We start from the raw sequence: 21,287 nt of genomic DNA, 5'->3' as shown, positions 1-21,287 counted from the left end.
GCGGGGGGATCGGTGCGGCGGGACCGGTGCGGCGGGGCTGATGCGGTGGCACCCGCCCATTTCGCGCGGGTGCGGCCGGGTACCCGGGCTCCCGCTGTCCGCGTGCGCGCCCGGAGGGGGAGCCGCCCGTGTCCTGGTCCGGTGTCTCAGCTCGCGCCCTGGCCACGTACGGGACCGGCGCCGCGGGAGGCACGGAGGGCGTCGGCCGGCTCCCCGGAAACAGGCCTCGGCGGCAATCGCTTTCTACGCGCTTCACCTGGACTTTTTCCAGCAGGCCCTGGCGAGGTCAAGGATGATCCACGTACGGTGTCATCGCTTCGCACTGTCTCTTCACGAAGGCGGTTCCTGATGGCCCTGTTCGACCTTCCGCTCGACGAACTGCGCGAGTACCGGAGCGCGTCCACGGCGCCCGAGGACTTCGACGCGTTCTGGTCCCGGACGCTCGAGGAGGCGCGCGAGTACGACCTCGACGCCCGTTTCGAGCCGGTCGACACGGGGCTGTCCACGGTGCGGGTCCTCGACGTGACGTTCGCCGGGTTCGGCGGCCACCCCGTGAAGGGCTGGCTGACCCTGCCCGCCGACGCCGACGCCGACGCGCCGCTGCCGCTGGTGGTGGAGTTCATCGGGTACGGCGGGGGGCGCGGACTGCCCCACGAGCACCTGCTGTGGGCGTCCACGGGACGGGCCCACTTCGTGATGGACACCCGCGGGCAGGGCAGCGCCTGGGGCGCCGGGGGCGGTACCGCGGATCCGGTGGGCGGCGCTCCGGCGTACCCCGGGTTCATGACGCGCGGTATCGACGCGCCCGAGAACTACTACTACCGCCGCGTGTTCACGGACGCCGTCCGCGCGGTGGAGGCGGCGCGGTCGCACCCGCTGACCGACGCGAGCCGCACCGTGGCCGTCGGCGCCAGCCAGGGCGGGGGCATCTCCCTGGCGGTGGGCGGCCTGGTGCCGGACCTCGCCGGCGTCGCGCCGGACGTACCGTTCCTGTGCGACTTCCCGCGTGCCACGACCCTCACCGACCGGCACCCCTACCGGGAGGTCGGCCTCTACCTGAAGACGCACCGCGGCCGTTTCGAGGACGTCCTGGGCACCCTGTCGTACTTCGACGGCGTGCACTTCGCCGCACGCGGCCGGGCCCCGGCGCTGTTCTCGGCGGCACTTGAGGACCAGACGTGCCCGCCCTCGACCGTGTTCGGCGCCTTCAACGCGTGGGCGCACGAGGACAAGACCATCGAGGTGTACGACTTCAACGACCACGAGGGCGGCGGCCCGTTCCAGGAGGCGGCCAAGCTGCGCTGGATGCGCTCGTACATCTGAGGGGCGGTGCGGTGCGGGGCGGGTCGCGGTCGTTGTCGCGGTCCCGGTGACCGGGACACCGCATGGTTCCGGCCTAACTGCCGGACCACCCTTCCCTGTTGGTGTAGACCAATGGTAGATGTGGTGGCCCAATGAGCCCGCGCGGCTACGGAACGTCACCAACAGGAGGGCGCGGCATGGCCCGCACCACCCCGCACGACCACCCGCTCACCGAAGGGGAGCCGCTGTACCGGAAGATCGCGACGCAGTTGCTCGGCGAGCTGCACGACGGGACGATTCCACCCGGTGAACGTCTCCCCGGTGAGCGCCAGCTGGCCGAACACTTCGGGGTCAGCAGGGAGACCGTCAGGCAGGCGCTGCAGTTGCTGCGCCGTGACGGACTGGTCGCCACCGACCGGCGGGGCAGCCATGCCGCGCTGCCGGGCCGGCCGGTGGAGACGCCGGCCTCCTCCGGTTTCCCCCTCGGCACCGGGAGTGCCGCCCACGGCGCGGTGACCAGGGCCACCGTCGCCTGGGAGGCTCCGCCGCCGGGACACGCCGAGGCGCTGGAACTGGTCCCCGGACGGCCGACGCTGGTGCACCGCTACTGGTCCGCGTCGGCCGACGGGCGGGAACTGCGGACCGCGGTGACATCGTTTTCCTCCGTGGCACTGGCGGAGGTCGGGGAGCTGTCCCGCTACCGTGACCGGGCCGACGGCACGTGCGCCGCGGAGCTGCGGCGGGCCTACGACTGGATGCGCCGGGCGGGACTCACGCTGCACCACCGGGACACGATCACGCGGATCTCGGGGACGCCGTCGGTACGGGTGACCCGGCGGGTGCACGACCAGTACGCCCGTCCGCTCGAGATCACGGAGCTGGTGATGGACGCTCAGGAGGAGGTGCTGGTCTACGAGTTCACGGTGCCGGCCGCGGTCTGACGTCGGACGCCTGCCCGCGGTGGGGGTGCGCGTAGCGCCTACGGGTGGGGGGTGGGTCGGGGGCGGGTCGGGGGTGTACGTCCTCGGACTGGCGCGATTCCGTTGCCCGGTGGAGGTGCGGGGCGCTGAGTCGCACCAGCCGCTGCGGGCGCACACCCCCGCCCCACCCCCTCCGCGCCGTGGGCGCCCGTCGGCCGCCGCCGCTTCCGCGGGCCGCCCGGCCGCTCCCGCCGTTCCCGCGGGCAGTCGTGCCGCTGGGGCGATGGGGGTCCCCCCGCTCGAGCGACGCGACGGCACCCCATAAGCGCCGGGCTGCGCGAACACCCCCCGGCCCGCACCGACGCCGGGATCCCCGCCCATCAACCCGCGGCGGAACCTCCCGGTCACGCCTCCACTCGTGACGCGACAACGAGTCGCACCCTCGGGCTGCCGTCCCTGCGCCGCCCGAACTCCGGCAGTGCCCAGAACTCCACCCTGAATCCCGCCCGGGACAGCCCACGCCACATGTCACCGAAGCGGACAGCGCGGTAGTACATCACGAACGGCGGACGCCGGACAGCGTTGCGCACCCGCATCACCGCGTCGAACCCCAGCAGCACCGCGTGGGCCGGCGTACCGGGCCGGGGCGGCGCGACCACGGGGAAGACGAAGCGCCCGCCGGGCCGCAGCACCGAGTGGACCTGAGCGAACAGCCCCGGCAGCTCCCGCGGCAGGAAGTGCCCGAAGGCGCCGAAACTCACCACCAGGTCGAAGACCGGCCCGAACGGCAGGGCCCGCGCATCGGCCCGCACCCAGCCGACCGGCGGCCCCTGCGGCCTGATCCGCTCCCGCGCGACCTCCAGCATGCCCGTGCTGAAGTCCACGCCCGTGACGCTCTCCTCGCACACCTGCCTCAGCACGTCGACACCCGCACCGGTGCCGCAGCAGAGATCGAGCCCGGAGGCGTACGGGCCCGTCGGCAACAGCGCCGAGACCGTGGCGTCGAGCACGGAGTCCGACGTACGGAAGGGGGTGTGGTCGAACTTCGGTGCGAGGAGGTCGTAGCCGCGTTCCACGGACGACAGCGCCTGGACGGCGAGTTCACGCAGGCTGGGGCCTTCGGGGCTGAACATCGGACCAGCCTAGAGGAGTGCACCGGCCGACAGCGGTCCACACACGGTGGTAGAGTGTGGGGAGCACTCGTTGTACGCCCCTGTTCGGGCGTCGGTGCTTGTTCTCTCCGGTTCGCCGCCTTGTTCGTCGTTTCCGACCGCAGCGGCTTTCCCACATCACCTCGTCGGCCGGTTTCGCCGCGGTGTTTTCCCTCCGCCCGGGCGCGTGTCCGCCCTTCCGTGCGGTTTCTCTCCCTTCCCTCGCATGTCCCTGCCCGTCGTCCGCGAAAGGACCGGCCCATATGACCACCACCATCGATCACCGTCCCGTTCAGCAGCAGCCCCAGGTCGTCAGCGGCGTCCTCGACATCGACGCGGCCGGACAGGGGCGTCTGCGCGCCGGAAGCTGCCTGACCTCGCCCTCCGACCCGTCCGTCCCGCCCGCGCTGCTGCGCCGCCACGGCCTGCGCAAGGGCGACCGGGTGGAGGGCGTCCTCGGCGACCGCCGCGGTCTCACCGGCATCACCCGGGTCGACGGCCGGACGCCCGACGCGCTGCGCGGCCGGCGGCACTTCCGGGACCTGACACCGCTTCACCCTCGGGAGCGGCTACGCCTGGAGCACCCGGCGTCCGGGCTTGCCGGGCGGGTCGTCGACCTGTTCGCGCCGGTCGGCAAGGGGCAGCGCGGGCTGCTGGTGGCGCCGCCGAAGACCGGCAAGACCGTCCTCCTGCAGCAGCTCGCCGCGGCGGTCGCCGGGAACCACCCGGAGTGCCGGCTGATGGTGGTGCTGCTCGACGAACGGCCCGAGGAGGTCACCGACATGCGGCGCTCGGTGCGTGGCGAGGTGTACGCGTCGACCTTCGACCGTCCCGCCAAGGAGCACGTCGCTCTCGCCGAGCTGGTCGTCGAGCGGGCCAAGCGCCTGGTCGAGGCCGGTGAGGACGTCGTCGTGCTGCTCGACTCGCTGACCCGCCTGTGCCGGGCGTACAACAACGCGGCCGCGTCGAGCGGCCGCACCCTCAGCGGTGGCGTGGACGCCTCCGCGCTGCTCGGACCCAGGCGGTTCTTCGGTGCCGCCCGGCGGGCCGAGGAGGGCGGCTCGCTCACGATCCTGGCCTCGGCCCTGGTGGAGACCGGGTCGCGCGCCGACGAGTTCTGGTTCGAGGAACTCAAGAGCACCGGCAACATGGAGCTGCGGCTGAGCCGCGAGGCCGCCTCCCGGCGGCTGTTCCCCGCCGTCGACATCATCGGCTCGGGCACCCGACGCGAGGAACTGCTGCTCGGTCCGGCCGAGTTGGACGCCGTGCGGGGTCTGCGGCGGGTTCTGCGGTCCCGGGACGGGCAGATCGGTCTGGAGACACTGCTCGGACGGATGCGCGAGGCTCCCGACAACGCGACATTCCTGCGGCGCGTCCAGCCGACCCTGCCCGGCGGCTGACGGCGTGTGGCATCCGGGTGCTCGCGGACGGTCTCCGGCCGGGGCAGCGCGGTGTTCCGGGGGTCCATTCCTACGTTTGCGGTATGACTATCGGATTTGCTTCACGGGCTGCCGTGTCGACCTGTGTGCTCTGCACGGCGGGCCTGCTGGTGCTCGCGCCCGCCGCGGCGACCACCGGCACCGGCATCGACCCGGGGCCGCGGGTGACGCCCGCGTCCGCGTCGCTGCTGTACCGGCCCGGCACGCATGTCCGTCCGCGTCCGGGGACGCCCGGGGTACCGGACCTGTCCGCCCGCTCCTGGCTGGTCGCCGACGCGCATACCGGCGAGGTGCTGGCGGCGCACGACGCGCACCGCAGGCTGGCGCCCGCCAGCACCCTCAAGACGCTCTTCGCCCTCACCGTGCTGCCGATCCTGCCGGCCGGCATCACACACCGGGTCAGCGCCGAGGAACTGGCGGGCATCGGCCCCGGCAGCAGCCTCGTCGGCGTGGCCGAGAACCGCGGCTACCGCGTGTCCGACCTGTGGAACGGGGTGTTCCTGAGCTCCGGCAACGACGCCGTGCGGGTGCTGGCGGAGCTCAGCGGCGGCTGGCGGGACACGGCCCGGCGGATGCAGGCCAAGGCCCGAGCCCTGGGCGCCCGCGACACCCGGGTCACGTCGCCCGACGGCTACGACGCACCCGGACAGGTGTCGTCCGCCTTCGACCTGGCGGTGTTCGGCCGGGCCGGGCTGCGCAACCCCGAGTTCGCCCGGTACTGCGCCAGACGGGAGGCACGGTTCCCGGCCCGCGACGGCGGCTCCTACGGGATCCGCAACACCAACCGGCTGCTCACCGGAGCGGACGGCGTCGAACCCTACCGGGGCCTGGTCGGGATCAAGAACGGCTACACCAGCAACGCCGGGAACACACTGGTGGCGGCCGCGCGGCGCGACGGTCGCACCCTCGTGGCGACCGTGATGAACCCCCGCGCGGACGACGGGCTCGCGGTGTACGAGGAGGCGCGCTCGCTCCTGGACTGGGGATTCGAGGCGGCCGGGCGGGTCGATCCGGTGGGTTCCCTGGACGCCCAGCGGAGCGGACCGCTGCGGGGACCGGAGGCGGAGTCCGCGGCGGTGCCCGTGCGGCGGGGCGACGGCCCCGGACGCCCGGTGTCCTGGACGATCGCCGGTGCCGCACTGCTGGGCGGCGCGGGGACGGCGCTGTTCCTGCGGCTCAGATGGGGTCCGGTGCCGGCGGACTGACCGGCCCGGGAGGTCAGAACACCGAGAGGCCGGTGAGTGTCGTGAAGCGGTCCAGTGCGGCGACGCCCGACACCGAGTTGCCCCGCTCGTCCAGACCGGGTCCCCACACGCACAGGGTGCACCGCCCCGGGACGACGGCGATGATCCCGCCTCCGACCCCGCTCTTGCCGGGCAGGCCCACCCGGTAGGCGAATTCGCCGGCCGCGTCGTACGTCCCGCAGGTCAGCATCACCGCGTTGACCTGTTTGGCCTGGCTGCGGCTCAGCAGCCGGGTGCCGTCGGCGCGGATGCCGTGGCGGGCGAGGAATCCCGCCGCCAGGGCGAGGTCGGCGCAGGACGCGGCGACGGAGCACTGACGGAAGTACTGGTCGAGCAGGACCGGCACCGGGTTGTCGATGTTGCCGTAGGACGCCATGAAATGGGCCAGGGCCGCGTTGCGGTCACCGTGGGCGTCCTCGGAGGCGGCGACCTCCCTGTCGAAGGTGAGCCCGGGATTGCCGCTCTCCGCCCGCAGGAAGGCGAGCAGTTCGCCGGCCGCGTCCCCGGTACGGGTGTGCAGCCGGTCGGTGACGACCAGGGCGCCCGCGTTGATGAACGGGTTGCGCGGGATGCCGTTCTCGTACTCCAGCTGCACCAGGGAGTTGAAGGGGTTGCCGGAGGGTTCACGGCCGACGTGCTCCCACAGGGCGTCGCCCTCGCGGGCCAGGTCGAGGGCGAGGGTGAACACCTTGGTGATGGACTGCGCCGAGAAGGGCTGCCGCCAGTCCCCCACCCCGTACACCGTGCCGTCCGGTTCGGCGACGGCCATGCCGAAGCGTCTCGGGTCGCAGGCCGCGAGCGCCGGGATGTAGTCGGCGGGCCGGCCGCGGCCGGGGGTCCGCTCGATCTCCTCGGCGATGCGCTCCAGGACCGGCTGGAAGGCCGTCGACGACGTCACGGTCACCATTGTCCCGAGAACGCCCCGGTGCGGGCCGGCGCACTCACCGGATCGAGCGCCGGCACCGGCCGTATGCCACCGACCGGTCGCCCGCCCCCGAGCAGCGGCTCCCCCGTGAACGCCTCGAGCAGGGACGGGTCCACTCCCGCGCGCGCGAGCGCCGCCGCGGCCACCGGGACGCGGGCCCGGGAGGCCCCGTCGGCGATCTTCACGGCGACGGCGCGGCCGTCGGGCAGGGCGGCGACCTGCACGCCCTCGAAGCCGTCCTTCGCGAGCAGGCCGGGGACGGCCCGCATCAGCGCGGCCACGTCGCGGCCGGAGCCGGAGGCCATCTCGGCGTGCTCACGCATCGCGTCGGCGACGCGGGCCTCCGGGGTGCCTGGAGCGGCGGTGGTGATCCGGGCGGCGGCACGGGCGAGACCGTGCAGGGAGACGGCGAAGAGGGGGGCGCCGCAGCCGTCGACGGAGACCGTGGCGACGCGCTGCCCGGTGAGGTCCTCGACGATCTCCGCCATCGCCTGCTGGAGGGGATGGGCGGGGTCGAGGTAGTCGTCGAGGGACCAGCCGTTCAGCTCGGCCGTGCAGAGCATGGCGGCGTGCTTGCCGGAGCAGTTCTGGGCGAGCCGGGAGGGCGGTCGCCCCTCGCGCACCCAGGTGTCCCGGAAGACCGGCTCGAACGGCAGGTCGGGGACGTTGCGGAGGTGGTCCTCGGTCAGTCCGGCCCGTTCGAGGATGCGCCGGGCGCCGGCGAGGTGGCGTTCCTCGCCGGAGTGACTGGCCGCGGCGAGCGACAGCAGCTCGCCGTCGAGGGGGAGTCCCGCGCGGACCATGGCCACCGCCTGGACGGGCTTGAGCGCGGAGCGCGGATAGCAGGCCGCCTCGATGTCGCCGAGCCGGAACCGGACCTCGCCGCCGGGGCCGAGGACCACGACGGAGCCGTAGTGGACGCCTTCCACGACCCCACCGCGTACCAGGTGGGCGACGGGCGCGTGGAGGGGCTCGCGGATCGGGGGTGCGTCCGCGGGAAGACTGGTGTACATCACTCTGCCTGGTGGGAGTGGTGCGCCGACGCGCGGCGCACGATGTCGGTGAGGGTGGTCTCGACGCGGTCGAGATGGTGGGTCATGGCCTCGACGGCGTCCTGTTCGCAGCCGTCGGCCAGCGCCTCGACGATCGCCCGGTGCTCGCGGTTGGACTGTTCGCGGCGGCCGCCGAGTTCGTTGAGGAAGGCGGACTGGCGGGCCAGGGCGTCCCGGATCTCCTCGATGACCCGTCGGAACACCGGGTTCTGGGCGGCCTCGGCCACGGCGAGATGGAACAGGGTGTCCATCGCCACCCACGCGGTGGTGTCCGTCTCCCGTTCCATCCGGTCCAGGAGGTGGGTGAGGTGGTCCAGGTTCTCCGGGGTGCGGCGCCGGGCGGCGTAACCGGCGACCGGGATCTCGATGTGGCGGCGCACCTCCAGCAGATCGCTGGCCGCGTAGTCGCCGAAGGTGGGGTCCTCCACGGCATCGGCCACGACGAAGGTGCCCTTGCCGGTCCTGGACACGGTCAGGCCCATCGTCTGCAGGGCGCGCAGCGCCTCGCGGAGCACGGGCCGGGAGACCTCGAGGGTGCGGCACAGCTCCGCTTCGGAGGGAAGCTTGTCGCCGATGGCGTAGTCACCGCGCTCTATGGCGCCGCGGAGGTGGGTGAGCACCGCTTCCATCGCGCTGACGCGGCGCGGGCCCGTACCACCTGTCTGGCTGTCTGACAGGTTCACGGGGCGATCCTGCGGGACCGGCGTGAGCGCTGTCAAGGCGGGGTGGTGCCGGCCACGGCCTCCGACGTCGGGCCCCACTCCCTTCCGCGCTACGACCACGCCGCGCCGGCCAGGGCCGCGCCCGCGAAGGCCGCGCCCAGCCCAGCCGCCACGCTCGCCACGACGTTCACGGCCGCGTAGCGGCCGGCGCCGGTCTCGGCCAGGCGCAGGGTCTCGTAGGAGAAGGTGGAGTAGGTGGTCAGGGCACCGCACAGGCCGGTTCCGAGCAGCAGCCGGAGGTCCGGGCCGGCGGCACCCGCGGCCGCGGCGCCGGTGAGCAGGCCGAGGACCAGGGAACCGGTGACGTTGACCGTGAGGGTTCCCCAGGGGAACACCGAGTCGTGCCGGGACTGCACCGCTCGGTCGGTGAGGTAGCGCAACGGGGCGCCGACCATGGCGCCCAGCACCACGTACAGCCAGTTCACCGGGGCTCCTCGCCAGGGGCGCCGGGCACGTGACGGACGACCTCGCAGTGGTCGAGCAGGACCAGGCCGTCGGTGACCAGCGCGTCGAGTTCGGGGAGGAAGGCCCGTACGCGCTCCTCGGTGTCGACGACGACGACCGCCACCGGCAGGTCCTCGCTCAGGGACAGCAGCCGGGAGGTGTGCACGAGGGAGGACGCGCCGAAGCCCTCGATGCCGCGGAAGACACTGGCACCGGCGAGCCCGGCGGCGTGGGCCCGGTGGACGATCTCCGAGTACAGGGGCCGGTGCTGCCAGGTGTCGTTCTCGCCGACGAGCACGGTCAGGCGCAGGACGGTGCCGGTCAGCCGCGTCATGGCTGCCTCCTGATGAGTACACGGCGGGTCGCCGAGGTGGCCGTCCACACGGCGGCGAGGGCCGCGACCGGGGTGACGGCGAGGTAGAGGAGTCCGGCGCCGGGACGGCCGCCGTCGAGCAGGTTCCGCACGTCGACGGCGTACGTCGAGAAGGTGGTGAAGCCACCGAGGACGCCGGTGCCGAAGAACGGGCGGACCAGGGGGTGGGCGGTGCGGACCTCGGTGACGATCACCATGAACGCGCCGATCACGGCGCAGCCGGCGACATTGACCCAGAGGATCGTCCAGGGGAATCCGCCCGGCGGCGTCGGCCACCACAGGGAGGCGGCGTACCGGACCGCCGCCCCCGCTCCCCCGCCCAGCGCGACCGCCGCGACGACGGGTGCCTGGGCGCGGACGGCGGGGCGGGCCCGAAGGCCCTCGGTTTCCGGGGCTCTCACCGTCGTACGTCTCCCACTCGCTCGGGATCAGCGTAACGGCCGGGAAGGCATCGGGGCACTCCGGGGACGCGCGTGCTACCAGCCCTTCTCGAACATTTGCGCCACCTCGGCGATCCGCACCTCGTCGCGCCGGTAGCGCAGCCGGCCGCCGGAGCGGCCGGTGTGCAGCAGGCCCAAGGACGTCAGCAGCCGGAGGTGGGTGAGGGCCACCGGGCGGGGGACGCCGAGCCCGGCGGCCACGTCGTCCGCGGTGAGCCCGTGCTCGGCGGTACCCGGTTCGCCCAGCCACGCCAGGATGCGCAGCCGTGTCCCGTCGCCGGGAGTCCTCAGCATCTCGTCCACCTCCGCGCCCGGGCTTTCCTCTCTCCGGTGCCCTCCCACTGTGCCGCCTGCCAGACCTCCGCGTCCCGGACTGACGGCACCTTGTCCGGGACCCAACGCCCTTGGGCCGCGAGGCCGTTCGGCCTCGCACAAGGAGAGCGGGTCCCCGCCCCGCTTCCGGCGGGACGGGGACCCGGGCCAGGGTCTCACCTGTGGCGGAACCACGCCGTCGCGGGCAGCGCGCGGTCGTCGTAGCCGAACAGTGCCTGGTTCTCCCAGCCGTTGCCGGAGGACGGGTCGGCCGGGTCCCAGCCGTTGCCGTCACGGGCGGTCCAGGTGGCCTCCCAGTAGAAGACGCCGAGACCGCGGCCGTTCGGGACGGCCTCCACGATGCTCGCCACGTCGTTCATCCAGCGGGTCTGGCCGGTGGTGGACGCCGGGTAGCCGGGGACGAGTTCACCGTCGAGGTCGATGATGTTCTCGAGGCCGTCGTCGCTGTCGAGACGGAAGGGGTAGGCCGTCTCGGCGACGAAGACGGGCTTGCCGTAGCGGCCGGCCGCGTCGTCCAGGGTCGTCTGGAAGTCGTGCAGCGTGCCGTGCCAGTAGCCGTAGTACGACAGGCCGATGGCGTCGAACCTCACGCCGTGGGAGACCGCGTTGTCGAACCACCAGCGGGTGCCGTCCAGGTCCCCGCCCTCGGCGAGGTGCAGCGCGGCGACCGTGGACGGGCTGACGGCCTTGACCGCGTCGTAGCCGGAGTTGAGCAGTCCGGCGAGCTGGGTCCAGTTGTCGGTGGAGCCCTCGTTCCACAGCATGCCGCCGTTGATCTCGTTGCCGACCTGGACCATGTCGGCGGTGGTGCCCTGCCTCTTGAGGGCGTCGAGGACGTCGTACGTGTGGTCGTAGACGTCCTTCTTCAGCTGCCCGTAGCCGTGTCCGGCCCAGGCGGCGGGCTTGTACTGCTTGCCCGGGTCGGCCCAGGTGTCCGAGTAGTGGAAGTCGACCAGCAGTTTCATGCCCTGGGCCTTGATCCGCTTGGCCAGGGCCAGGACGTGCGCCTTGTCGTTGTAGCCGTCGGCCGGGTTCACCCACACCTTCAGGCGGGCGTAGTTCATGCCGGCGGACCTCAGGATCGCGACCGGGTCACCGGCGGAGCCGGACGCGGTCCGGTAGACGCCGCCCCGGTCCTCGCTCTTGGGCAGGGAGGAGATGTCGGCGCCCTTGACCGGCAGGCCGGAGGTACCGCGGGCGAGGGTCAGGTCGTCGACGTTGATCCAGTTGCCGGCGTGTGCGTCGCTGGTGACGCTGATGGTGCACTGGTTGTTCGTCACCCGGACCGGCACGACGATCCGTATCCATCCGGAGTCGGACACCGGCAGGCCGGTGCGCTGCTCGGCGCCGCCGCAGTTCTTCAGGGCGAGGTACGCGGCGTTCTGGCCGCCGCCGGAGCGGACCCAGGCGGTGAGCCGGTAGTCGCCGTCGGCCAGGCCCGACAGGTACTGGTACGTCTCGACCTTGTAGGCCGTGGGCGACCAGTGGGACAGACGGTGACGGCCGCCGCGGCCCCCGGACTCCGTGTACGAGGCGGCCGTGTCGCCGTACTCGGACCAGCCGGCCGGGGTGGCGGTCCCCGAACCGTCGGCCTCGAAGCCCGCGTTGGTGAGCGTGCTCGCGGCCGCGGCGGTCTGCGCGGGCAGGGCGGTGAGGGCGAGTCCGGCCACGAGCGGCGGCAGCAGGGCCCGGAGTGTGCGTCTGGGATGGAACATGGTCGTTCGTCGTCCCTTCGACGTGGGGAGGGGGGGTGCCCGGCACCCGGGAGGGGTGAGGGCCCCCTCCGTCCGCGGCCGGAGTGCTCACGCGGACGGAGGGGAGTCGCGGTTCAGCCGTCGAGCCGGACGACCCGGACGGCTCCGGCCGGTACCGCGAGGCGGCCCGCGGCGCGTTCACCGGTCAGCAGTTCGGTGCCGGGGGTGTCCAGCGGCACCTCGGCGTCGGTCGCGGTGTGGTTGATCGCGAACAGGAAGGTGCCCGGCTCGCCCGTGCGGCGCACCACTTCGACGTCGCGCGGCAGATCGGCGCGCGGGGCGATCCGGGCGTCCTCGGCGGCGCGGCCGAGCAGGGTGGCCAGGCCCTCGGCGCCGGGCCGGGTGGAGACGTACCACGCGGTGCCCCCGCCGAGACGGTGCCGGGTGACGGCCGGGTGTCCCGCGGTCAGGCCGTCGGCGTACGTCCACACGGTCTCGGCGCCGTGCGGCACCACGAACTCCGTCCAGACGTCGGCGTCGAGTTCCGCGCCGCCGGGCCCCCTCAGGCGTACCCGTTCGCCCTGGAGCAGGGGGGAGAACTCCTCCACGGTCAGGCCGAGGACGTCGCGCAGTACGCCCGGGCAGGGGCCGTCGTGCACGGCGTCGTGCTCGTCGACGATGCCGGAGAAGTACGACACGACGAGGGTGCCGCCGCCCTCGACGTACTCCCTGAGGTTGTTCCCGGCCGCCTCCGTCATCAGGTACAGGGCCGGTACGACGACAAGGGGATACCTCGACACGTCGGCCTCGGGGTGGGCGAAGTCGACGGTGAGGTGGTGGTCGTAGAGGGCCTCGTACCAGGCGTCGGCGCGTTCGCGGGCGTCGTGGTCCTCGCTGGGGCGCCAGTCGAGGTTCTGCGCCCACCAGGACTGCCAGTCCCACAGCACGGCGACGTCGGCCTCGGTGCGGGTGCCCCGGACCGGCGCCAGCGACTCGACGGCCGAGCCGAGTTGCGTCACCTCGCGCCAGACACGGGTTCCGGTGCCGCTGTGCGGCAGCATCGCGGAGTGGAACTTCTCGGCGCCGCGCCGGGACTGGCGCCACTGGAAGAACATCGCGCCGTCGGAGCCGCGGGCCACGTGCGCCAGGGAGTTGCGGGCCATCTGGCCGGGTGCCTTGGCGGGGTTGCGGGGCTGCCAGTTGACGCCCGAGGTGGAGTGTTCCAGCAGCAGCCAGGGGGCGCCGCCGGCGACGGAGCGGGTGAGGTCGGCGGCCATGGCGAGGTTGACGTGGGTGCGGCGGCCGTCGGTGATCAGATAGTGGTCGTTGGTGACGAGGTCGGCCTCGCGGCCCCAGGCCCAGTAGTCGACGGAGTCGCACTGGCTGAGGGCGGTCATGAAGTTGGTGGTGACCGGGACGCCCGGGGCGAGGCGGTGCAGGATGTCCCGCTCGGCGGTGAAGTTCTCGCGCATGGTGGCGTCGGCGAACCGCCGGTAGTCCAGGGCCTGGGCCGGATTGCCGACCGTGGGCGTCGAGCGCGGCGGGTTGATCTCCTCGAACGAGGCGTACCGCTGGCCCCAGAAGGCGGTGCCCCAGGCCTCGTTGACCGCCTCGACGGTGCCGTACGCGGTCGCCAGCCAGCGGCGGAAGTGCGCGGCACAGGAGTCGCAGTAGCAGGCGGAGACGGGGACGCCGTACTCGTTGTGGACGTGCCACATGGCGAGCGCCGGATGGTCGCCGTAGCGTTCGGCGAGCCGGGTGGTGATGTTCGCGGCGGCGGCCCGGTAGTCGGCGTTGCTGTGGCAGATGGCGCCGCGGGAGCCGAACTCCAGGCGTACGCCGTCCGCGGTGACGGGCAGTGCGCCGGGGTGGGCGCGGTAGAACCAGGCGGGCGGCACGACGGTCGGCGTACCGAGGTCGACGCGGATGCCGCCCGCGTGCAGCAGGTCCAGGTTGCGGTCGAGCCAGCCGAAGTCGTACACGCCGGGCGCGGGTTCCAGCAGGGCCCAGGAGAAGATCCCGACGCTCACCATGGTGACGCCGGCCTCGCGCATCAGCCGTACGTCCTCGTCCCAGACGTTCTCCGGCCACTGCTCGGGGTTGTAGTCCCCACCGAAGGCGAGCCCGGTGAGGCCCCTGGGGGTGGTCTCCGGCATGGATTCTCTCCCGATGTGTTCGATGTTCTGAGAACGTGCACACACTCTTTCGGCGGCGCGGACCCAACATAACCGCACAGCAACAACCATTGACAAGTGTCCATTGTGTTTCTCTACTGTGAACGCTCACAGAAGCAGCGCGAGCCGCACACCGCAGCGCAGCCGGTCCCCGCAGCAGGCGGGGGCCCCAGGTCAGGGGAGAGATCCATGCCGTACACGAAGCGCCGTCGCCTCGTGAGTTCCGCCGTCGCCGTCACGCTCGGCGCCACCGCGATCGCCGCCTGCGGCTCGTCGTCCGACGACGGCGAGGCCCGGTCGGGTCCGGTCTCACTGACGTACTGGACCTGGACTCCCGGCATGGACAAGGTCGTGGACCTGTGGAACAAGGGGCCGGGCAAGAAGGAGCAGATCACCGTCACGGTGAAGAAGCAGGCGTCAGGCGACACGCTGGTCACCAAGATCCTCACCGCGCACAAGGCCGGCAAGGCGCCCGACCTGGTGCAGGCGGAGTACCAGGCACTGCCCACGCTGGTCAGCAATGACGCGCTGGCCGACATCGGCGACACCGTGGGCGGCGCGAAGAGCAAGTTCGCCGAGGGTGTGTGGCAGCAGACCACGCTCGGCACGGACGCCGTCTACGCGGTCCCGCAGGACATCGGGCCGATGATGTTCTACTACCGCGAGGACCTGTTCAAGGAGTACGGCCTCACCGTCCCGGCCACCTGGGACGAGTTCGCCGAGACGGCGCGCAAGCTGAAGAAGGCGGCTCCCGACAAGGACCTGACCACGTTCTCCGCCAACGACTCCGGACTGTTCGCGGGCCTCGCCCAGCAGGCCGGCGCCCGGTGGTGGACCACCTCCGGCGACAAGTGGAAGGTCGGCATCAACGACGCGGCGACGAAGAAGGTCGCCGACTTCTGGGGCGGCCTGGTCGAGGAGGGCGCCGTCGACAACCAGCCGATGTACACCCCGGCCTGGAACAAGGCGCTCAACACCGGCAAGCAGATCGCCTGGGTGAGCGCCGTGTGGGCGCCGGGCACGCTGACCACGGCCGCGCCCGGCACCAAGGGCAAGTGGGCGATGGCCCCGCTCCCCCAGTGGAACGAGGGCGAGAGCAGCACCGGCAGCTGGGGCGGCTCCTCCACCGCCGTGACCACGGACTCCCGGAACAAGGAGGCCGCCGCCAAGTTCGCCGCCTGGCTGAACACCGACGGCGAGGCCCTCAACGCGCTGGCGAAGGAGGGCGGCATCTACCCGGCCTCCACCTCGGCCCAGCTCAGCGGCGCCTTCACCAGCCCGCCGGAGTACTTCTCCAACCAGCCCGACTTCTACAAGAAGGCCGCCGGGATCGCGGAGACCACCGCGCCGTCCGCCTGGGGACCCAACGTCAACGTCGCGTACACGTCGTTCAAGGACGCCTTCGGCGCCGCCGCGAAGAACAAGTCGGACTTCACCGCCGCCCTGGACACCATGCAGGAGGACACGGTCGCCGACCTGGAGAAGCAGGGCTTCGGGGTCGCGGAGTGAAGTCCCCCGCCCGCCGGACGTCGTACGGGGCCGAGGGCGCCCCGTACGCCCACCCGTCTCCCACCACCACCCTCCGACGAGCGCGAAGCGCCCCCTATCTCTTCCTCGTCCCCGCGGCCGTCCTGTTCCTCCTGTTCTTCGCCCTGCCCATCGGGTACGCCGTGTGGCTCAGCTTCCGCAAGGTGCGGGTCTCCGGCCTCGGTCTGGGGTCCGGGGCCCGTGAGGAGGTCTGGGCCGGCCTGGAGAACTACACCGGCGCCCTGTCCGACAGCGAGTTGCTGAGCGGTGCGCTGCGCGTGCTCGGCTACGGCTGCATCGTGGTGCCGGTCATGCTGGGCCTAGCCCTGCTGTTCGCGCTGATGCTCGACTCCGAGCGGGTACGGCTCGCCCCCTTCACCCGGCTCGCGATCTTCCTGCCGTACGCCGTGCCCGGTGTGGTGGCGGCGCTGCTGTGGGGCTTCCTGTACCTGCCGGACGTGAGCCCCTTCTTCTACGTGCTCGACGGGCTGGGGCTGCCGCAGCCGGATCTGCTGGACGGCGGCCCGCTGTATCTGGCGCTGTCGAACATCGCGGTCTGGGGCGGCACCGGTTTCAACATGATCGTCATCTACACCGCCCTGCGGGCCATTCCCGCCGAGGTGTACGAGGCGGCGAAGCTGGACGGTGCCACGCCGCTGCAGATCGCGCTGCGGATCAAGATCCCGATGGTGGCGCCCTCGCTGGTGCTGACCTTCTTCTTCTCGATCATCGCGACGCTCCAGGTGTTCAACGAACCGACCACCCTCAAACCGCTCACCAACTCCGTTGCCACGACCTGGAGTCCGCTGATGAAGGTGTACCAGGACGCCTTCGGCAAGGGCGACATCCACGCGGCCGCCGCCCAGGCGACCCTCATCGCGCTCGCCACCCTGGTCCTGTCCTTCGGGTTCCTGCGGGCCGCGAACCGGCGCACCAAGCAGGAGGCCGCACGATGAGCTCCCTCACCCTGCACGAGGCCGAGCCCGCCGCCGGCACCGCCCGGCGTCCGGCGCGCCGTCGCGGGACCGCGCTGGTCCCGACCGTGACGCTGCTGCTCGGCGCGCTCTACTGCCTGCTGCCGGTGGCCTGGGTGGTCATCGCGTCCACCAAGTCCGGCTCGGAGCTGTTCTCCACCTTCACGTTCTGGCCGGGCACCGGCTTCACCGAGAACGTCTCCGACCTCGGCACCTACCGCGACGGCGTCTACTGGCAGTGGATGGGCAACTCCGCCCTGTACGCCGGTCTGGGTGCCCTGTTGTCGGCGTGCGTGTCGGCGGTCAGCGGCTACGCGCTGGCGATCCACCGCTTCCGGGGCCGCGAGACGCTGTTCAACGTGCTGCTCGCGGGCGTGCTGATGCCGCCGGTGATCCTCGCCGTCCCGCAGTACCTGCTGCTGGCGAAGGCGGACCTCACGGACTCCTACCTGTCCGTGCTGCTGCCGCAGATCCTCTCCCCCTACGGCGTCTACCTGGCGCGGATCTACGCCGCCGCCGCGGTGCCGGCGGACGTGGTGGAGGCCGGGCGGATGGACGGCGCGGGCGAGTGGCGGATCTTCACCCGGGTCGCGCTGCCGATGATGGTGCCCGGCCTGGTGACGGTCTTCCTGTTCCAGTTCGTGGCGATCTGGAACAACTTCCTGCTGCCGTACATCATGCTCAGCGACGACGAGAAGTTCCCGATCACCCTCGGCCTATACACCCTGCTCGAACAGGGCGCCAGCACTCCCGCGCTGTACACCCTGGTGATCACGGGGGCGTTCCTCGCGGTGTTCCCGCTGGTGGCGCTCTTCCTGGTCATCCAGCGGTTCTGGAGCCTCGATCTGCTGTCCGGGGCCGTAAAGTCATGACCATGAGCAGCACGGGGGGCCGGCGCAAGCCGCCGACGATCCACGACGTGGCGCGCGAGGCCGGTGTCTCGCGCGGCACCGTCTCGCGGGTGCTCAACGGCGGCCACTACGTCAGCCCCGCCGCGGCGGACGCGGTCGACGCCGCGATCCGCAAGACGGGCTACGTCGTCAACCGGCACGCCCGCTCGCTGATCACCGGTCGGTCGGACTCGGTGGGCTTCCTGCTCACCGAGCCCCAGGAGCGGTTCTTCGAGGACCCCAACTTCAATGTCCTGCTGCGCGGTTGCACGCAGGCGCTGGCCGCGCACGACATACCGCTGCTGCTGATGCTGGCCGGCACGGACGACGAACGGCGGCGCATCACGCGGTACATCACCGCCGGCCACGTGGACGGGGTGCTGCTGGTGTCCAGCCACTCCGGTGATCCGGTGGCCGAGGAACTGCGGGCCGCGGGCGTGCCGCTGGTCGCGTGCGGGAAGCCGATCGGGCTGGGCTCGAAGGTGAGTTACGTGGCCGCCGACGACCGGGACGGCGCGCGGGACATGGTGCGGCATCTGCTGGCGCTCGGCCGGCGGCGGATCGGTGTGGTGACCGGTCCGCTCGACACCCCCGGCGGTGTGGAGCGCCTCGCCGGTTACCGGGAGGTGCTCGCGGAGGCGGGCGTGGAGGCCGACGAGCGGCTCGTCGTCTCCGGCGACTACAGCAGGGCCAGCGGTGAGGCGGGGGCCGAGCGGCTGCTGGCGCGGGCCCCCGACATGGACGCCGTGTTCGTCGCCTCAGACCTGATGGCCCAGGGCGTGCTCACGGCGCTCAACCGGGCGGGGCGCCGGGTGCCCCAGGACGTCGCGGTCGGCGGCTTCGACGACTCCCCCGCGGCCGTCGCGGCGAGCCCGGAACTCACCACGATCCGCCAGCCGTGGGACCGCATCAGCTCGGAGATGGTGCGGGTACTGCTGGCCCAGATCGGCGGCGAGGACCCGGCCGCGGTGATCCTGCCGACGGAACTGGTGAAACGGGACTCGACGTGACGTGCCCCCGCGGGCGGGTCGGCGGCCGGGACCCCGGGGGCCCGCCCTTGCGCGTTCATTGAAAGTCGAACAAGTGTTACCGTTCGAGTATGGCAGCGAAGACCGCCGGAGCGGGTCTCGAGGAACGGTGGCGGGACATCCTCGCGGTGCACGCGCGCACGCTGGGCGAGATCGACCGGTCGCTGAACCCGTACGGTCTCGGGGCGTCCGACTTCGAGGTGCTCGACCTGCTCGCGGCCGCGACGCCCGCCGAGGGCGAGCAGTGCCGGGTGCAGAACCTGGTGGGCCGGGTCCACCTCAGCCAGAGCGCGCTGTCGCGGCTCATCGCCCGGCTGGAGAAGGACGGCCTGGTCGAGCGCAGCATGTGTCTGGAGGACCGGCGCGGCGTGTACGTGGCGCTCACGTCCAAGGGCCGCGCCCTGCACGCCGAGGCGCTGCCGGTGCAGCGCGCCGCCCTGGCCCGCGCGCTGGGCGAGTAGCGCGCCGGCCGGAGCGGCTCCGCGGGGTCACGGACGGGCCAGCAGGGTGCGCACCCCCTCCGAGGTGAGGGTGAGGCGGTGCTCGGAGCTGCCGTCGATGGTGAGCGACAGGTCGTCGGCCGGCCACTGCGCGGCGAGGGCGCCGAGCGGGACCAGACGGTAGCGGGAGACGAACGGCAGCAGCCCGGCCATCTCCAGTTCGGACGTGAAGACGGGCACCACCTGCGTGCCGCCCGGCTGCTCCAGCACCGGCAGGGCGACCGCACCGGGGTCGGCGGCCTCCTCCTCGCCGGCGTCGTCCGGTACCGGGATCAGCACGTCGCTGTTGGCGAGGGCGTCCAGCGCCATCGTGTCCTCGGTGTTCTCCGACAGGGCGTCCAGGGCCCGCTGCGCGGGCGTGGGGGCGTTGTTCTCGTGCGCGGGTGTCTCCATGGCAGATTCCCTGGTAGCGGCGGTCGTGCGGCCCACCCGGGACAGGATCCGGCCCCGGGCACAATGCTGCACGCGTACCCGTTCGCATGTCGCACAACCCTGCGAGTCGCGGGGTGCTTCCGGACCCGGCGGACACCCCCTCCGGGCCGCCCCGACAGCATGGCTATCATATGAGCACCCTCTAGCTCGAAAGATGATCCTGTGACTGTCAACGAAGACTCGTTCACCCATTGGAAGCACCGCGAGGAGATCGCGGAGTCGATGATCCCGATCATCGGGAAGCTGCACCGGGAGCGGGACGTGACCGTCCTGCTGCACAGCCGTTCCTTGGTGAACAAGTCGGTGGTCAGCATTCTCAAGACCCACCGCTTCGCCCGGCAGATCGCCGGCGAGGAGCTCTCGGTCACCGAGACGCTGCCCTTCCTGCAGGCGCTCACCACGCTCGACCTCGGCCCGTCCCAGATCGACATCGGCCTGCTCGCCGAGGCGCACCGCGCCGACGACCGGGGCCTGTCGGTGGCCGAGTTCACCGCCGAGGCCGTCGCCGGCGCGACCGGCGCCCACAAGATCGACCGCCGCGAGCCGCGCGACGTCGTCCTCTACGGCTTCGGCCGCATCGGCCGTCTCCTGGCCCGGCTGCTCATCGAGAAGTCGGGGTCCGGCAACGGTCTGCGTCTGCGTGCGATCGTGGTCCGCCGGGGCGGCGAGCAGGACATCGTCAAGCGGGCCTCGCTGCTGCGCCGCGACTCCGTGCACGGCCAGTTCCAGGGCACGATCACCGTCGACGAGGCGGAGAGCACGATCACCGCCAACGGCAACACCATCAAGGTGATCTACGCGAACGACCCCTCGGAGATCGACTACACGGCGTACGGCGTCAAGAACGCCATCCTCATCGACAACACCGGCAAGTGGCGCGACCGCGAGGGGCTTTCGCAGCACCTGCGCCCCGGTGTCGACAAGGTGGTGCTGACCGCGCCCGGCAAGGGCGACGTGCCCAACATCGTGCACGGCGTCAACCACGACACCCTCAAGCCGGACGAGCGGATCCTGTCCTGCGCGTCCTGCACCACCAACGCGATCGTCCCGCCGCTGAAGGCGATGGCGGACGAGTACGGCGTGCTGCGCGGGCACGTGGAGACGGTCCACTCGTTCACCAACGACCAGAACCTGCTGGACAACTACCACAAGTCGGAGCGGCGCGGCCGCTCGGCGCCGCTGAACATGGTGATCACCGAGACGGGTGCCGCCTCCGCCGTCGCCAAGGCGCTGCCCGACCTCGACGCGACGATCACGGGCAGCTCGATCCGGGTCCCCGTGCCGGACGTCTCGATCGCCATCCTCAACCTCCAGCTGGCCCGCGCCACCAACCGCCAGGAGGTCCTGGACCACCTCCGCAAGGTGTCGCTGACCTCGCCGCTGAAGCGCCAGATCGACTTCATCAGCGCGCCCGACGCGGTCTCCAGCGACTTCATCGGCTCGCGGCACGCCTCGATCGTCGACGCCGGCGCGCTGAAGGTCGAGGGCGACAACGCGATCCTGTACCTCTGGTACGACAACGAGTTCGGCTACTCCTGCCAGGTCGTCCGGGTCGTCCAGTACGTCTCGGGCGTGGAGTACCCGACGTTCCCGGCTCCGGCGGCCTGATCCGGGAGCCCGCCGACCGCACGGGCGGAACGAGAGGGCGGGGCCGACGACATGTCCGGCCCCGCCCCGGTATGCCCGGCTGACCGGCGGTAAGGGGCAGATCGATAACGATCGC

At 72.1% G+C, this 21,287-nt stretch carries 21 protein-coding genes; 10 read left to right on the top strand and 11 right to left on the bottom strand.

Features of this window, described 5'->3' with window-relative positions:
• Positions 1-348 precede the first annotated feature (348 nt).
• Both F1615_RS18815 and F1615_RS18810 read left to right on the top strand, forming a co-directional pair.
• Positions 349-1,323 (top strand): acetylxylan esterase, encoded by a 975-nt coding sequence (locus tag F1615_RS18815; protein WP_149550157.1) that lies wholly within the window; start codon positions 349-351, stop codon positions 1,321-1,323.
• A 176-nt stretch (positions 1,324-1,499) separates the two neighbouring features.
• Positions 1,500-2,243, top strand: coding sequence for a GntR family transcriptional regulator (locus F1615_RS18810; protein WP_149550156.1), 744 nt, complete (start codon positions 1,500-1,502; stop codon positions 2,241-2,243).
• Positions 2,244-2,626: 383 nt separating this feature from the next.
• On the opposite strand, the gene F1615_RS18805 is transcribed toward F1615_RS18810, so the two are convergent.
• Positions 2,627-3,355 (bottom strand): class I SAM-dependent methyltransferase, encoded by a 729-nt coding sequence (locus F1615_RS18805; protein WP_149550155.1) that lies wholly within the window; start codon positions 3,353-3,355, stop codon positions 2,627-2,629.
• A gap of 281 nt (positions 3,356-3,636) precedes the next feature.
• On the opposite strand from F1615_RS18805, the gene rho reads away from it, so the two are divergent.
• Both rho and F1615_RS18795 read left to right on the top strand, forming a co-directional pair.
• Positions 3,637-4,773 (top strand): transcription termination factor Rho, encoded by a 1,137-nt coding sequence (gene rho / locus F1615_RS18800; RefSeq protein ID WP_149550154.1) that lies wholly within the window; start codon positions 3,637-3,639, stop codon positions 4,771-4,773.
• A gap of 83 nt (positions 4,774-4,856) precedes the next feature.
• Positions 4,857-6,017 (top strand): D-alanyl-D-alanine carboxypeptidase family protein, encoded by a 1,161-nt coding sequence (locus F1615_RS18795; RefSeq protein WP_149550153.1) that lies wholly within the window; start codon positions 4,857-4,859, stop codon positions 6,015-6,017.
• Between the two features lie 13 nt (positions 6,018-6,030).
• Here the strand turns inward: F1615_RS18795 and F1615_RS18790 are convergent, their stop codons facing one another.
• From F1615_RS18790 to F1615_RS18750, 9 genes are all read right to left on the bottom strand, one after another.
• Entirely contained in the window at positions 6,031-6,963 is a 933-nt protein-coding gene (locus F1615_RS18790; protein WP_149550152.1) for a glutaminase, read from the bottom strand.
• A complete protein-coding gene (locus F1615_RS18785; protein ID WP_149550151.1) occupies positions 6,957-7,994 on the bottom strand; it encodes an asparaginase in 1,038 nt (345 codons plus the stop codon). The genes F1615_RS18790 and F1615_RS18785 overlap by 7 nt, the downstream gene beginning before the upstream one ends.
• Positions 7,994-8,662, bottom strand: coding sequence for a FadR/GntR family transcriptional regulator (locus tag F1615_RS18780; RefSeq protein WP_149550314.1), 669 nt, complete (start codon positions 8,660-8,662; stop codon positions 7,994-7,996). The genes F1615_RS18785 and F1615_RS18780 overlap by 1 nt, the downstream gene beginning before the upstream one ends.
• A 143-nt stretch (positions 8,663-8,805) precedes the next feature.
• Entirely contained in the window at positions 8,806-9,180 is a 375-nt protein-coding gene (gene crcB / locus F1615_RS18775) for a fluoride efflux transporter CrcB (protein ID WP_149550150.1), read from the bottom strand.
• The gene (locus F1615_RS18770; protein WP_149550149.1) at positions 9,177-9,533 is read right to left on the bottom strand and encodes a DUF190 domain-containing protein; all 357 of its coding nucleotides are present in this window, start codon (positions 9,531-9,533) and stop codon (positions 9,177-9,179) included. The genes crcB (F1615_RS18775) and F1615_RS18770 overlap by 4 nt, the downstream gene beginning before the upstream one ends.
• Positions 9,530-9,973: a fluoride efflux transporter CrcB gene (gene crcB, locus F1615_RS18765; RefSeq protein ID WP_149550148.1), complete on the bottom strand. Its 444-nt coding sequence runs from the start codon at positions 9,971-9,973 to the stop codon at positions 9,530-9,532. Before crcB (F1615_RS18765) ends, F1615_RS18770 begins: the two co-directional genes overlap by 4 nt.
• Before the next feature lie 75 nt (positions 9,974-10,048).
• Positions 10,049-10,306, bottom strand: coding sequence for a helix-turn-helix domain-containing protein (locus F1615_RS18760; protein WP_167533793.1), 258 nt, complete (start codon positions 10,304-10,306; stop codon positions 10,049-10,051).
• Between the two features lie 194 nt (positions 10,307-10,500).
• Positions 10,501-12,060, bottom strand: coding sequence for a glycoside hydrolase family 53 protein (locus F1615_RS18755; RefSeq protein ID WP_149550146.1), 1,560 nt, complete (start codon positions 12,058-12,060; stop codon positions 10,501-10,503).
• 113 nt (positions 12,061-12,173) lie between these two features.
• Complete coding sequence (locus F1615_RS18750; RefSeq protein ID WP_149550145.1) at positions 12,174-14,195, bottom strand: beta-galactosidase; 2,022 nt, start codon at positions 14,193-14,195, stop codon at positions 12,174-12,176.
• Positions 14,196-14,402: 207 nt separating this feature from the next.
• Here F1615_RS18750 and F1615_RS18745 point away from each other — a divergent pair, with 207 nt between their 5' ends.
• The 5 genes from F1615_RS18745 (at position 14,403) to F1615_RS18725 (ending at position 19,093) form a co-directional block, all read left to right on the top strand.
• Complete coding sequence (locus F1615_RS18745) at positions 14,403-15,722, top strand: ABC transporter substrate-binding protein (RefSeq protein ID WP_149550144.1); 1,320 nt, start codon at positions 14,403-14,405, stop codon at positions 15,720-15,722.
• Positions 15,719-16,696 carry a carbohydrate ABC transporter permease gene (locus tag F1615_RS18740; protein WP_149550143.1) on the top strand — a complete coding sequence of 326 codons (978 nt, stop codon included), beginning with the start codon at positions 15,719-15,721 and terminating at the stop codon, positions 16,694-16,696. The genes F1615_RS18745 and F1615_RS18740 overlap by 4 nt, the downstream gene beginning before the upstream one ends.
• Positions 16,693-17,586: a carbohydrate ABC transporter permease gene (locus tag F1615_RS18735; RefSeq protein WP_149550142.1), complete on the top strand. Its 894-nt coding sequence runs from the start codon at positions 16,693-16,695 to the stop codon at positions 17,584-17,586. The genes F1615_RS18740 and F1615_RS18735 overlap by 4 nt, the downstream gene beginning before the upstream one ends.
• Positions 17,583-18,614, top strand: a complete 1,032-nt coding sequence (locus F1615_RS18730; RefSeq protein ID WP_149550141.1) for a LacI family DNA-binding transcriptional regulator — start codon at positions 17,583-17,585, stop codon at positions 18,612-18,614. Before F1615_RS18735 ends, F1615_RS18730 begins: the two co-directional genes overlap by 4 nt.
• Positions 18,615-18,703: 89 nt before the next feature.
• The gene (locus F1615_RS18725; protein ID WP_149550140.1) at positions 18,704-19,093 is read left to right on the top strand and encodes a MarR family winged helix-turn-helix transcriptional regulator; all 390 of its coding nucleotides are present in this window, start codon (positions 18,704-18,706) and stop codon (positions 19,091-19,093) included.
• Positions 19,094-19,120: 27 nt separating this feature from the next.
• On the opposite strand, the gene F1615_RS18720 is transcribed toward F1615_RS18725, so the two are convergent.
• Complete coding sequence (locus F1615_RS18720) at positions 19,121-19,525, bottom strand: SseB family protein (protein ID WP_149550139.1); 405 nt, start codon at positions 19,523-19,525, stop codon at positions 19,121-19,123.
• A gap of 201 nt (positions 19,526-19,726) precedes the next feature.
• Here F1615_RS18720 and F1615_RS18715 point away from each other — a divergent pair, with 201 nt between their 5' ends.
• Positions 19,727-21,172 (top strand): glyceraldehyde-3-phosphate dehydrogenase, encoded by a 1,446-nt coding sequence (locus tag F1615_RS18715; RefSeq protein WP_149550138.1) that lies wholly within the window; start codon positions 19,727-19,729, stop codon positions 21,170-21,172.
• Positions 21,173-21,287: the final 115 nt, after the last annotated feature.

The organism is Streptomyces marokkonensis, assembly GCF_008312835.1.
GTDB classification, from domain to species: domain Bacteria; phylum Actinomycetota; class Actinomycetes; order Streptomycetales; family Streptomycetaceae; genus Streptomyces; species Streptomyces marokkonensis_A.
The sequence above is the reverse complement of the archived record's forward strand: the minus strand, read 5'-3'. Positions and strand labels throughout refer to the sequence as shown.

What these genes read in the sequence shown, in the direction of transcription:
- F1615_RS18725 (WP_149550140.1), top strand. Translation starts at nt 18,704, where the DNA reads ATGGCAGCGAAGACCGCCGGAGCGGGTCTCGAGGAACGGTGGCGGGAC.
- F1615_RS18815 (WP_149550157.1), top strand. Translation starts at nt 349, where the DNA reads ATGGCCCTGTTCGACCTTCCGCTCGACGAACTGCGCGAGTACCGGAGC.
- F1615_RS18795 (WP_149550153.1), top strand. Translation starts at nt 4,857, where the DNA reads ATGACTATCGGATTTGCTTCACGGGCTGCCGTGTCGACCTGTGTGCTC.
- F1615_RS18750 (WP_149550145.1), bottom strand. Translation starts at nt 14,195, where the DNA reads ATGCCGGAGACCACCCCCAGGGGCCTCACCGGGCTCGCCTTCGGTGGG.
- F1615_RS18760 (WP_167533793.1), bottom strand. Translation starts at nt 10,306, where the DNA reads ATGCTGAGGACTCCCGGCGACGGGACACGGCTGCGCATCCTGGCGTGG.
- rho (WP_149550154.1), top strand. Translation starts at nt 3,637, where the DNA reads ATGACCACCACCATCGATCACCGTCCCGTTCAGCAGCAGCCCCAGGTC.
- F1615_RS18785 (WP_149550151.1), bottom strand. Translation starts at nt 7,994, where the DNA reads ATGTACACCAGTCTTCCCGCGGACGCACCCCCGATCCGCGAGCCCCTC.
- F1615_RS18810 (WP_149550156.1), top strand. Translation starts at nt 1,500, where the DNA reads ATGGCCCGCACCACCCCGCACGACCACCCGCTCACCGAAGGGGAGCCG.
- F1615_RS18790 (WP_149550152.1), bottom strand. Translation starts at nt 6,963, where the DNA reads ATGGTGACCGTGACGTCGTCGACGGCCTTCCAGCCGGTCCTGGAGCGC.
- F1615_RS18770 (WP_149550149.1), bottom strand. Translation starts at nt 9,533, where the DNA reads ATGACGCGGCTGACCGGCACCGTCCTGCGCCTGACCGTGCTCGTCGGC.
- F1615_RS18805 (WP_149550155.1), bottom strand. Translation starts at nt 3,355, where the DNA reads ATGTTCAGCCCCGAAGGCCCCAGCCTGCGTGAACTCGCCGTCCAGGCG.
- F1615_RS18720 (WP_149550139.1), bottom strand. Translation starts at nt 19,525, where the DNA reads ATGGAGACACCCGCGCACGAGAACAACGCCCCCACGCCCGCGCAGCGG.
- F1615_RS18730 (WP_149550141.1), top strand. Translation starts at nt 17,583, where the DNA reads ATGACCATGAGCAGCACGGGGGGCCGGCGCAAGCCGCCGACGATCCAC.
- F1615_RS18780 (WP_149550314.1), bottom strand. Translation starts at nt 8,662, where the DNA reads ATGGAAGCGGTGCTCACCCACCTCCGCGGCGCCATAGAGCGCGGTGAC.
- F1615_RS18755 (WP_149550146.1), bottom strand. Translation starts at nt 12,060, where the DNA reads ATGTTCCATCCCAGACGCACACTCCGGGCCCTGCTGCCGCCGCTCGTG.
- F1615_RS18745 (WP_149550144.1), top strand. Translation starts at nt 14,403, where the DNA reads ATGCCGTACACGAAGCGCCGTCGCCTCGTGAGTTCCGCCGTCGCCGTC.
- F1615_RS18735 (WP_149550142.1), top strand. Translation starts at nt 16,693, where the DNA reads ATGAGCTCCCTCACCCTGCACGAGGCCGAGCCCGCCGCCGGCACCGCC.